General features: G+C 45.4%; 9 protein-coding genes. 7 read left to right on the top strand and 2 right to left on the bottom strand.

Features of this window, described 5'->3' with window-relative positions; genetic code table 11:
• Positions 1 to 20: 20 nt before the first annotated feature.
• A complete protein-coding gene (locus tag EKN16_RS19725) occupies positions 21 to 320 on the bottom strand; it encodes a hypothetical protein (RefSeq protein WP_125661079.1) in 300 nt (99 codons plus the stop codon).
• Positions 321 to 962: 642 nt separating this feature from the next.
• Between EKN16_RS19725 and EKN16_RS19715 the strand changes: the two genes are divergently transcribed.
• On the top strand, positions 963 to 5,072 hold the full coding sequence (locus EKN16_RS19715; protein ID WP_125661075.1) for an S-layer homology domain-containing protein: 4,110 nt from the start codon (positions 963 to 965) through the stop codon (positions 5,070 to 5,072).
• A gap of 128 nt (positions 5,073 to 5,200) precedes the next feature.
• On the opposite strand, the gene EKN16_RS19710 is transcribed toward EKN16_RS19715, so the two are convergent.
• On the bottom strand, positions 5,201 to 5,563 hold the full coding sequence (locus tag EKN16_RS19710; protein ID WP_125661072.1) for a hypothetical protein: 363 nt from the start codon (positions 5,561 to 5,563) through the stop codon (positions 5,201 to 5,203).
• 130 nt (positions 5,564 to 5,693) lie between these two features.
• Here EKN16_RS19710 and EKN16_RS19705 point away from each other — a divergent pair, with 130 nt between their 5' ends.
• The 6 genes from EKN16_RS19705 to EKN16_RS19680 all read left to right on the top strand — a co-directional run bounded on the left by EKN16_RS19705 (position 5,694) and on the right by EKN16_RS19680 (position 12,613).
• Entirely contained in the window at positions 5,694 to 6,695 is a 1,002-nt protein-coding gene (locus tag EKN16_RS19705) for a hypothetical protein (RefSeq protein WP_183530644.1), read from the top strand.
• A gap of 361 nt (positions 6,696 to 7,056) precedes the next feature.
• Entirely contained in the window at positions 7,057 to 7,596 is a 540-nt protein-coding gene (locus EKN16_RS19700; protein WP_125661067.1) for an RNA polymerase sigma factor, read from the top strand.
• Entirely contained in the window at positions 7,589 to 8,416 is an 828-nt protein-coding gene (locus EKN16_RS19695) for a hypothetical protein (RefSeq protein ID WP_125661064.1), read from the top strand. The genes EKN16_RS19700 and EKN16_RS19695 overlap by 8 nt, the downstream gene beginning before the upstream one ends.
• A gap of 471 nt (positions 8,417 to 8,887) precedes the next feature.
• Positions 8,888 to 9,175 (top strand): STAS domain-containing protein, encoded by a 288-nt coding sequence (locus tag EKN16_RS19690; RefSeq protein WP_125661062.1) that lies wholly within the window; start codon positions 8,888 to 8,890, stop codon positions 9,173 to 9,175.
• Positions 9,176 to 9,215: 40 nt separating this feature from the next.
• Positions 9,216 to 11,327: an EAL domain-containing protein gene (locus tag EKN16_RS19685; RefSeq protein ID WP_125661059.1), complete on the top strand. Its 2,112-nt coding sequence runs from the start codon at positions 9,216 to 9,218 to the stop codon at positions 11,325 to 11,327.
• Positions 11,303 to 12,613, top strand: a complete 1,311-nt coding sequence (locus EKN16_RS19680) for a globin-coupled sensor protein (protein WP_125661057.1) — start codon at positions 11,303 to 11,305, stop codon at positions 12,611 to 12,613. The genes EKN16_RS19685 and EKN16_RS19680 overlap by 25 nt, the downstream gene beginning before the upstream one ends.
• Positions 12,614 to 12,701 lie beyond the last annotated feature (88 nt).

The raw sequence follows: 12,701 nt of genomic DNA, 5'->3' as shown, positions 1-12,701 counted from the left end.
GCGGATTAATCATGCCTAAATTAAGGTGTACTCTCGAGTGAATCATATTTAACTAAAATTGGGAAAAATTGTGGACTCACAATAAATGAATACTTTTTTTGAGTCTTGTCTTCATAGGAAACAAAATAATCGCCAAACTGGGGAACATACTCAACCTCTTTAAATTTTAGATCTTTATTATCATACTTCAAGAATACATAAAGTTGGCAAGTTGTCTTTGCAGTCAGGTGTTGTACCGCTGTAAATTGTTCACTTATGATGAGTGCTATTGCGATAACCAGTATTAAGACTATTATCTTTTTCGATCTTAAAAATGACATATGGTTACCTCCTCTTCATTATACTACCATAGTTGTATCTCAGTTTTTTGGTTTAGGTTTAACAGCATGACTTATGCAGATCATGAGATTAATCGGTAATTGTGAGAATCTATTCTTGAATAAATGGGCCAAAGGGTCGTAGAGAGATTCTTGGCCAGTAGGCGGAAATAAGGTTTGCGCGCGCTCGGGCATACGAAGCGGTGTCGGTTATCCACTTCGAAGGCATGCAGGTTCGTACGGATATTGCTGCGAAGGCGTTTAGTTAACAAATAGAATAAAATGCTGGTAGTACCTGTTTAGGTGCTGCCAGCATTTTTTATTCTTTATCGAAATGTCGATACAGGAAGCGAAGTAATTCAAGTTTAATCGCATTCTTTATGATCCCACCAAACCTAGAAGGACCGCCAGGGAGTACTGCTCTGGCGGTCCTTCTTAAATGCTTTACATAAGGATGATCTCACGAAAACACTGTAAAGTTATGGTAGATATTGCGTGGTTGTCCAGTAGAGCCAACAAGAATAACTAGAGGAGTGTGAAGGTTGTGAGAGTTCATCATTAATTTTCGATGACATTGAAACGTTATAAATATGGCTTTCATTTGTAAGTCAAATAGGTAGAACAACTTAAGGAGCGTGAAGGTTTGTGAGTTATCATCATCTTTTTTTTAAGAGAGTTTTGATCGGAATAGTGGCAATGGTGGTTCTATTCCCGTACATACCAGCACCCCCTACATCCTCGTCCACCGTTTATGCCACTCCCGTGATTCCTGCGGATCCTAGCGGTGTCGTCATGGTGGAAGATTTCGAAAAAGTCAGCTTGGACGAATTATACTTGGACAGTATACGCAATAAAGGCGTCACTCTCGCGCTAGAAACGAATGAGAAATACGTTCGTAATGGGGCAAAGTCCTTACGATTTGATTATGATTTTATTGGAGTTACAGATAATCCCTCTCAATTTGCTGTGGGCGATAAAACTCAAGTAGTACCGTTGACAGGCAGGGTTCCCAAGAAAATCGGGATGTGGGTATATGGCAATAACGAAGGACATGGTGTAACCGTTAAGTTTCGTAATGCAGCTGGCTCGACTAGAAATTATGATATAAGGGATGAAGTGACAGGTATAGACTGGAGTGGTTGGAAATATGTAGAAGCTACAATAGGGCCGGATATGTCTGTGCCGGGCTCTCTGTGGTTTTACTTCCAGGTGAAGCAAAGACAAATGAGCAAGAAGAATAAAGGTTCGCTTTGGATTGACGACGTCAGGCTTATTTATGATGAACCGGTTGGTGAAGATATGACCGTGCCCGTGGTCACTCCGACTTCACCGACGCCAAATCAGACTTTGAACGCACCGCTATCCGATATTACCCTGTCTGCGGATGACGTTGGAACGGGTATCGATCCAAACGCGATCCAACTGATCGTGAATGGACAGTCTGTTACATCGGCGTCCTACGCCTACGATCCGACCAATAAATTGATTACGTATCACCCAGAAGTACCGCTTGATGGCGGCTATTATGAAGTGAATGCGACAATTAGAGATAAATCCGGTAATCCTGCAACGGCAGATTATTCTTTCAACATAGAGCATGGGGCACGGCTTACCATGGAGGCACCGGAAGAATCACTTAGCAGCGACATTTACCGATTACAGCTCGGAGCGAAGGGTGTAGGCGCGGCAAATAGCGTACATACCAAGCTCAAGTTCGACCCGGCGACTCTGCAGGTGAAAGCAATAACCGGGCGTTCCGACCTGAGCAACGTGCTGACCACTATCGATAATGTAGGCGGTTATGTTAAGTTTAGCGCAGATGGTTTGCAAGGAGACAACGTGAATCCTTTGGCAAGTATCGATTTCGAATTCACTAGAACGGCCAAGATGGAACGCGGCGAGACATTTAAGCAAATACGCATGGCAGAAGGCGCCTTCGGTTATACGGGCGGCACTTCGGTGAATTCCTTTGCCGCTCCGATTAACTATAAGATCACGTTCCCGTACAACTTGGCAATCAAGGGAACGGGTTTGCAAACGCAGAGCATAATCACCGTTACCAATCACGCCGGAGCACCGGTGGCAGGAGCGGCGATCGAGTACTTAGATCCAAACGGTCCTCAGACATATGTGACCGTGACAGCTGCGAATTCCAATATATATAGAAACGCCGACGGCACGACATCTTTGCTAGCGGTAAAGAAAGATCAGCAATTTATCGCAACAACAGGAAGCAACTCCGGATTTGTAAATGTGTATATGCCTGATGGATCCAGGAAAGGTTATATATCTACTGCTGATGTTCAGCAGAATGATCTTAAACTAGGCATTGGCTTAACGGATTCAAAAGGAGAAATTCATACGCCGCTCTTAACCCTTGCGAAAGGCACTTGGATACTGCAAGCGGTCAAGGACGGCGGCAGCACCGAGAGTATGAGCATGGAGATTGTTGATCAGTTTGGTAATGACGATCCGCAATATGTGCAAACCTTTGTTGCCGAAGATATGAGAACAATGATGAACGTAGGATGGCAGACTGCACCTAGAGTTCAACAAACCTCTATTCAGTACATGAAGGAAAGCGAGCCAACGAAATCGATCATGCAAGACGCGCTTACGGAAGTGCAAGTGATCCATCGTGAAAAGAATGGTCCCTTAGTCGAAATTAAGTTCCATCAGGCATCGGTTACTGGTCTTGAGCCGGGTACGAAATATCGTTACAGGGTTGGCTACGAAGGACATTGGAGTACATGGTACGATTACAAGACAGCGGATCCCGCGCAGGATAAGCCCACTTCTTTCGTATTCATATCCGATTCGCATGCCAATAGTGATAATGGAATTGAAAACTATCAAAAACTGATGACAGACGCTTTTACAAATTATCCGAACACCCAGTTCATTATGCATGGCGGTGACATTGTTGACGACGGAAATTACTTAGATGAGTGGACCCAGATCTGGAAAGCTACGTCGTTTTACGCAACCTCGATTCCTTCGGGTTACGCGATGGGTAATCATGATGTTGGAGGTGATGGCAAAGAGATTTTCGCCAAGGGATGGGAGCTTCCTAAAAACGGACCGGATTTCATGAAAGAATACGCCTATTCCTTCGATTCAGGCGAGGTGCATTTTATCGTGATGAATTCCGAAGGTGACGTAGTAACCATGGCCAAGCAAGCAGAATGGCTGCGCGAGGATATTCAGAAGAGCAACAAAAAATGGAAAATGGTTATGTTCCATAAGCCTGTTTATCATACCGAAAAGGGACGCGGGGATTTGATCGAAAATACACAAACCTATTTCGGACCCATACTAGAAGAATTGGGAGTAGACTTGGTGCTGGAAGGCCACGATCACGTCTACTCGCACACGTATCCGATGAAAAAGGGTAAGCCATTGAAGAATGGAGAGCGTGGGACTGTCTATTTGGCAGGAGGAACATCTGGCTGGAAGTTCTACGATGGAACAAAGTATGATTATCTCGATTTCATGTATGATGAACACGTTCCGATATACTCTGCAATTCAAGTTAGCCATGATAAGATCTCGATTCAGGCTCGTACGGAAAGCGGAGATTTGATTGATGACTACTCGATCGAGAAGAAGGATGCGCCTAGCGTCACTCCATCGCCGGGAGTCGTTACTCCTGGGCCGACCGTATTGCCTGACAATCTTGTCTCAAAAACCGACTGGGAGGCAGCCGTTAAAGCCGGCAAACTGACCTTAAACGTGGAAGGCAAGGGCGGTGAACTTCGACTGCCGATGAATGCTGCTGATGTGCTAGCTAACGGAGGACTTACGTTTACTATTGGCGGGAAGACAAGCTTAAAGCTAAGCCCAGCTCAATTGCGTGAAGCGGCAGTAGGTCTAGGGGCGAATGATCTATTAGCCCTGAATGTGATCGTTGAAGACGCGGCGTCTTCAACGGAAATTGTCCGTAGAGTACAGCAAAAGGAGCAAGCAAATTTAAGCGCGATTGGATCGGCCTTCCGCCTTGAGCTATCATCGCTTCAACCTGATGGCAAACGCCAAGAGAAGAAAAGCGCGAGCATGACGTTAACGCTGCCGGTTGGCGCGGGCAACAAGCTAACAGGCTTGTACGAAATTCTTGAAGACGGTTCAGCCGTTTATGTAAAAGGCGTGAAGTCAGCCGGGAAAACAGAAGTGAAAATGGCTGCTGGACATACGTATATGCTACTTGATTACAAGAAGACATACATGGATGTAGTGGAAAGCCACTGGGCATACGACTACATTACGCAGTTATCGGCTAGACATAGCGTTCAAGGCGTAGACAACTCGAATTTTGCTCCGACCCGAGAGGTAACACGGGCCGAATTCGCCGCTATGCTTGTACGCGAGCTAGGATTGACGGCTTCAGCAGCTTCCGGCTTCAGCGACGTAGGGGCAAATGCCTGGTATGCGGAAGCAGTTGCAGCGGCGAAAGAGGCAGGATTAGTTACGGGTACCTCATCGGATAAGTTTAATCCGAACGCTTCTATCTCCCGTCAGGAGATGGCGGCCATGATCGTTAGGGCTTATGAGCATCTACACGCTGGGGATGTACCGATGTCTGGCTCCGCTTCGTTCTCTGATATGGGAGACGCGAAGGAATGGGCGAAGCAAGCGGTGGCTAAAGCGAAAGAGCTCGGGCTAGTGAACGGCAACGGTAGCGGCCAATTCCAACCGTTTGCCAGCGGCACGCGGGCCGAAAGTGCCAAGCTCGTCGTTCAGTTAAGCGAATTATTATAAGAAGCACAAATAGACGCCCCAAGCGCTTTACAGGCTTGGGGCATCTATTATTAAAATATAAGAAGGACGGCGATAGCTGGTTATTCTTGAAGGCTCTGTTCCTTAATTGATTACTGCTGCATTTCTGGTTAAGCTGCCGGCCAAATTTTACGCGTATGAGAGCTGTCCTGAAGAAAGACCTCTGTTATTTTGCCGTGTTCCTTACTATCTAATGTGAATTGAAAGGAGCTGTCCTTTTGGCCAAAAGACAATAGGCTGCCTTTAATCATGATGTATAATTTATCGCCTTCGAATCTGATATTGAATCCTTTGTAATCAAGGGCACTATCACTAAAGTCACCTGTCAGAGACAGTACGCCGTCAGAGACCTTAATATCCTTCACTACAATGTTGTCCGCACTCACGGTGACGTGGAGCAGTAAATTAATCACGATTCCACCTATGACCGCGAGGATCAAGAACCCCGGAATAATGAACTTTAACTTCTTCATGTGGTGCCTCCTCAATCCATAAGCCCAAGCTGCGGTTCTACTCATTTTCTGAAAAATAAAAGCCCATTAAAGTTCATTATCTGGAAACATTTTCAATATACCTTGCGTCTAACAAGCGAGGTGATTGAGATTGAAAAGAAAACTAAGGAAGATAATGGTCCTAGCTGTTTTTACTTTATCCATCTTAACAGCATGTAATGATACGAGCAATGGGAAGACAACTGAAGTCACGAAAGATCCACAATCGAATGAAACGGCAAAGACAGACCAGGAAACGAAACCAGAGACAAAACCAGAGACGAAACCAGAGGTAACAACCGATACAGGAAAAGACACGACGAAAGTGACTGTTTTTCCAGATGGCGTTTCCTATTATGACGGTACGGATCGATTAGATGGGTTCGAGGGCACTAAAACGGCGGCTATTTTTCAGAAGGATCCTAACCAGCCTTTCGGCTTTTATATTCCAGAGACGATGGAGACCTATAAGCTGGAGGATGGCACCGAATGGGGAATGGATAAGCAGCGGAACCTTTTCTCCCTGTTTGAGAAAGGTCAGGTGACGGTCGATTCCAACTTTTCGAACCCTGCGCTTGTTAAGTACAAGGAGTATGCCGGCACGGAGAAGGATCAGTACGGCAGCTACTATGATTTCTTCAACATCACAGCGCAAGGTCATGAGCTAGTAGTGAGATTGCATTATTTTGAGAAGGAAAAGGATACGACACTTCCACTATTCATGAATGTGCTGCGGATGATGCGGTATGTGGCTGATCCCAAAGCGTTCAAGCCTGGCGTAGCGATCGACTTTCCTAAGGGAGCAGATGACGATGAAGAGGCAGTCCTTCAGCTTGTGAAGAAAAGCACTACAGCGATTGCAGCCAAAGATAAGTCGGCTCTACATGCAACCGTCGGGCCTAACGGAGATGCATTAGATTTTCTCATCGATAATAAGAACAAGTATCGGTTCACCGAAATAGTCCGCATAGCTCCGTACGATAAGGAGACGAAGCGCAAGGATATCGTGATTGGTTACGAGGTTTTGGAGAACGGTGTAGTTAAGTATAGCAATAACACCTATACCTCGTTAAAAGATAAAGAAGGCAAATGGTACATTGCGAATATTGATTGAAGCGGGGAAAGTCAATAAGTAACGTCATATAAAAGGCTGTCCTTTTACGAGCTGAAGGTAGGTCAGAAGGTGAAGGTCTGGACAGTGGGTATGGAATTGATGAGCTATCCCGGAATTTCGAACTTACTTGAGATGCAGGTAGAGGATGTCCAATCGAAATAACCGCAACCGGTTAGTATTGCCGAGAAAATGAGAATATTTCGTGAGAAGCGCCCTGCATGTAGGGTGCTTTTTATTTTTGTGGAAGAAACTTGCCTCGCTGCCAGAGGACGGAGTCAGCCGGTTCTTCTTGCCTCGTGATAAAATAAAAGTGGGAACCTTTTCCTGTTTGAGTTGTCTGTTAGATAGAGGGGGAGAACCCATGGAGAATGATTACCTGAGCAGCATCTTAAAGGTTAATCCGCCTGAGATTGAGACACTTGTGAATCAGTACTGGCATGACGTGTGGCAATATGCCCTGTTCCTGACGCGCCAAGAGCATCTAGCGGAGGATATTGCCCAAGAAACCTTTATTCGGGCTTTTCGTTCAATTGACTCTTTTCGAGGGCAATGCGAGTGGAAAACCTGGCTGTTCAGAATTGCTCGCAATATTGCGTTCAATTACCAAAAGTCAGCTTTTATCAAAAGAGTTACACTTATCGGATTGTTCAAGGATTCACGGAAGGTGCAATCTGCGGAATCAGATTATTTTGCTGGAGCTAGCATGGATGAGCTGTGGAAATCTGTCCTTGAGCTGCCGCGAATATATCGAGAAATCTTAATTCTTGACAATCATTACGGACTATCACATGCCGAATTATCCGAGCTGCTTGGAATTAGCACAGGGACAGTGAAGTCCCGTTTGCACCGTGCCCGGGCCAAATTGGCTAAACGGATGAAGGAGGTGGATGGACATGGTTGAACATAGGGGGAATGATCAATCTGGCCTGGATGAACGTTTACGAACGCAGAGCCCCTTCAATGAGCGAAGAATCCCTTCTTCAGCTTGCATCGGTATGATCCAAAACAAGGTGCAGGAGCCAAAGCAAAGAAACAGAATGCGCCTTGTTTGGGTAATGAGTGGATCCATTCTAGCCGGTATCTTATTGATTCTAGGTCTAATTGTTGCTAACGATATACCCGGGGGGTTCGCAGATCGAAAGTTGTCGCATGTGATAGGTATGGATGATTCCCTTCATATCCCACTCGGTTCAACACCTGAGGAGGCACTAGAGAAGTTTCGGAGGCTGCCCGGAATCAAGGTGATTCACGGAGAGCCTATTCAAGGGGGAGTGTTATTATTCACCCAGAGAGCTGCTTCTACGGGCAGATCCAATCTTCAAGTCGATTACATGCGTCAAACATGGCTCGGTTGGAAATGGGGATGTGGAGGCGGGTATGGGATGTCACACACCACGGCTTCCAAATCCGTGCTTGAATATATGAGCATGCAGGAGCTGAAGGGGGTAAATTACCCTTTTCCATTAATGTTCGGAATCGTGAGAGATCCTTCAATTGAAAATATAGAGGTTGAGGTTAGCGTGAGTGGTAAAGAACATGGTATCTATGCTGCCAAGCTTGTCAAATCCGCCTCAGGTGATACCATTTGGTTCGTTCTTCTTCCTAAGTCCTCGGCTGCTCCGTATGAACTTAAGGGGTTAAGCTCGCAAGGGGCAGTGATAGCTAGCAAAACGATAAAAGATCCACAGGATTACGGCGAAGTTGATCGCAACAAGAAATAATCGAAATTCCAGGAATGGGAAACGAGCCTATCGAAACGTTGAAAAAGGATTCTCACAAAAAGCACCCCTCATTCATCGCATGGTGAATTAGGGGTGCTTTTTAAGGTTCTAAATCATAATGAGTGCTTGCCATCACGAAACAAAAGCGAAGCGGACGAGTCGTTCTGAAGAAGCGATAGCGTTCGCCTTTGTCTCCGTATTTCTACCCCTAAGGGATAGAATCAAGAAATAGGGAGACAACAGCGATCGTAAGAATGATCCGGCAGCAAAGCGGACTTCTGCGCACAAGGCTTTTGAATATATCAAGCACTTATTTTAGTGTTGAGCCCTTTTTAAATGTGATTATTGTCACAGAAAAAATTTGGCATACACGGTATATATAGTTAAGAATAGGTATTCGATTTAAACTCCGTTCGACAAAGACCACGATAATAAACAATTTCGGTTTGGAATTCAAAGGGAGGTTTGCTTATGTGCTATGAAATAAGGAATAGCAACCAACAAATAGACGTCATTCTAACTGGAATTATCGGCGTAAAAGAAGCAACCTCCATCAGGCAAAAATTGTTTCCGCTCATACAACAAAAATTTCACAGTCTTACTTTTCATCTCGGGACAGTTACAGAAATGGACAGCTCGGGGCTTGGCCTATTGCTGGCGGTGCAGAATATCGCCACAGACTATAATGCTAGTGTTTCGTTTCAAGACGTCCACGAACAACTAAGAGAACGTCTAGATATGGCAGGTATAAAGGTTTAACACAAGGGATGCACCTGTGCTGCAGCAGAGAGGGGCTTTAATGACACATACACGACATACAGATACCCATTGGAATAGACAAGCACCGGATAACCTTGTGTTGCCTTATGCCAGAATATTTCATGATTCGCAGGAAGCGATTATGGTGACGGATCACCACTCCAGAATCGTGAGCGTAAACCCTGCCTTCACATCCATAACAGGTTATGACGAGTCGGAAGTCATCGGACAAAACCCGAACATACTGAAATCAGATTGCCAGGATTCAGAATTCTACGTCAACATTTGGGCATCCATCCATAAGGACGGAAAATGGCAAGGGGAGATCTGGAACCGGCGAAAAAACGGGGAAGTCTATCCCGAGTGGCTCTCTATTAGCTCCGTCAAGGATGAGAACGGGATTCTAATCAATTACGTGGGCATATTTTCTGATATTACTCACCGTAAGCATACGCTTTCTAAGCTTCGACTACACGCGCAAGTGTTCAGCAATGCCAGCGAGGGAATTATGATTACGGACAAACAGCTCAAAATTTTATCGGTCAATCAAGCCTTCACAACGATGACTGGATACACGGAACAGGAAGCTGTTGGGCATACACCGCGATTGCTTCACTCCGGCCAGCAGAATCAGTTTTTTTACATTAAAATGTGGGAAAGAATTCACTCGACCGGCTTCTGGGAAGGTGAGATTTGTAACAAGAGAAAGAACGGTGAACTGTACCCCGAGTGGCTATCCATCACGACTTTGCGGGATGAAAAGGGAAATATTACGAATTACATCGGGATGTTCACGGATATTACGGAGCGTAAACAATCCGAGGAGCATCTGAAATATTTGGCTCATTTCGATAAATTGACGGGGCTGCCTAATCGAACCTTACTTAGCGAATTGGTCAATGAAGCAACCGTGAATGCAATGAAAATGAACCGGAAACTGGCTGTATTTTTTATTGACCTTGATCGATTCAAGATGGTCAACGACTCTTTGGGACACAACATTGGAGACTCGCTGCTCCAGCTGGTTGCCAAAAGGCTGAGCTCTGTCGTGAGGAAGGGGGATATCGTATCTCGGTTGGGTGGAGACGAGTTTATTATCGTTCTGCAGGATTTGCAGGAGCAGGAAGAAGCGATGATGATCGCCAATCATCTCATTTCCCATATCAAAATGCCTTTTTGGGTAGAGGACAATGAGCTTTATATTAGCGCAAGCATTGGAATCTGCATGTTTCCGAAGCATGGCGGCGATTTCGAAACGCTGGTCAAGCACGCCGATTTGGCCATGTACCAAGCCAAAATCCAGAATGGCGGACACCAGTTTTTCAATGAACGCATCATCAACACCTTCCTACGTAAGCTTGATGTGGAGAACGAGCTAAGATGGGCAATTGCCAAAAATCAGTTGACCCTCTATTATCAGCCGCAGGTCAGCGCAAGCACGGGTCATTTGGAAGGCATGGAGGCGCTGATCCGTTGGAATCATCCTAGACTCGGCTCCGTTTCCCCTGGAGAATTCATCCCTATTGCCGAGGAAACCGGCATCATTATGGATATTGGCAAATGGGTATTGAAGGAAGTATGCGCACAGCTCAACAGCTGGCTTTCCGCATCGTTAGCCGTTCCGGCCATTGCAGTGAATTTATCAGCTCGGCAGTTTCTCGTACCGGATTTAGCTAGCTCTATTGGCGATATTGTCCGCCAGACCTGCTGCGACCCTCAGCATATCGTAATCGAGATAACGGAAAGCAGCAGCATGAACGACATTGAATCGGTGCTGCCTATTCTGCATGAGCTCAAATCGATAGGCTTCCAAATCGCGATAGACGATTTCGGCAAAGGCTATTCGGCACTCGGTTATATGAAACAGTTCCCTATCGATATTCTGAAGATCGACAAGAGCTTTGTCCAGGAGCTGACAAGCGATTCGAAGAGCGCAGTCATAACGAAAGCCATTATCGACATGTCGCATGGCATGAATCTTCGGGTCATTGCTGAGGGGGTTGAGACTCAGGAGCAGCTGAAATATCTGCAAGCGATGAACTGCGATATTGTACAAGGTTATTTTATTGATCGTCCTATGCCGTCTGAGCAGCTCGAGCTGCGTTACTTAAAGGGAGTGTGGTCCTCATGCCAAAATGGTTCGGCAAACTAATCGATCAAAGACCTGTACCTTCAAGTAAGATTCAGCAAGTTCATCAAACGGAGGCATTAATTGAAGTTGATAATCATCAGCTGACAACACAAATGAAGATGATCGATCTGTCCGCAGAAGATTTGCGAGTCATTCACTCCATTCAACCCATGATTATCGAGCATATCGATGAAATCATTGAAGCTTTCTATGCTACGATCGTTGAAGTGACGGTTCTTAAGGGAATTATTACCGAACATAGCACGATTGAACGACTCAGAGGCACTTTGAAGCAGCATATCATAGAAATATTCAGCGGCCGCATTAACAGCGAGTATATTGAGAAACGTCTGCGAATAGCTGAGGTCCATCAGCGCATCGGGTTAGAGCCGAAATGGTATATCGGGAGCTTTCAGAATCTTCAAAATACCTTTCTGAATATCGTTCACCGTTATACCAAAGACCCTCAGCAGAGCTTGATCTACGGAAAAGCGATTACCAAGCTGCTTAACTTCGAGCAGCAGCTGGTTATCGAGGCGTATGACAAGGAAAATACCAAGCAAAAAGAAAGCTACAACAAGCAGGTTCGAGAAGAAGTAAAGCACAAAATTGGTCTCGTAAGCCAAGAAATCGCCGCACTAACGGAACAGACAAGTGCTTCAACCGAGGAGCTTATCGCCAGCAGCAGCCAAGTTAATGCATCGTTCCTCTATAGTGCGAATATGGCTCAGAGCTCACGCGAGCTTGCAATTACGGGATCAGAGAAAATAAATGAGCTTGAACGCAGGATTACATCTATTCATGAGCGTTCCTTACAAATGGAGATTTCCGTTGTACAGCTTATCCATTCGTCTGAGCAAATTAAAACGATTGTCCGTATTGTGCAGGAAATTGCTGGTCAGACCAAGCTTTTGTCGCTTAACGCAGGCATTGAAGCTGCAAGAGCTGGCAAACACGGAGCAGGCTTTGCAGTGGTGGCGGGAGAAGTGAAGAAGCTTTCGGAGGATACCGGTAAAGCGGTAAAGCAAATAAGTGAATTCATTGAACAATCGATTGTACATACGCAGGCGGTTGTGCAATCGATAGAAGAGGTAAAGATCCAAGTGGGATTAGGTCAGCAAGAATCGGAGCAAACAAGAGAGACGTTTAATCGAATTCTATTCTCTCTGGATAGCAGCTTGGGTGAGGTCAACAAGGTAGAATTAGAATTGGAAGCTTTAGTTCAAGTGATCGTAGAGGTTGGCTCAGCGACGATGAAGGTCGCCATCTCCGCCGAGAACTTACATACAACAACTCAGAACTTCTAAGCCCATACCGTGTGCATATAGTGGCCTCCTTTGGTCTCCTTAAATATAGGGGACTTTTTTGTGTTTTAACACTATAAATGCGTATGAC

Source organism: Paenibacillus baekrokdamisoli, from assembly GCF_003945345.1.
Lineage (GTDB): Bacteria > Bacillota > Bacilli > Paenibacillales > Paenibacillaceae > Paenibacillus_Z > Paenibacillus_Z baekrokdamisoli.
Note: the sequence above shows the minus strand (reverse complement) of the source record. Positions and strands in the feature narration are given on the sequence as shown.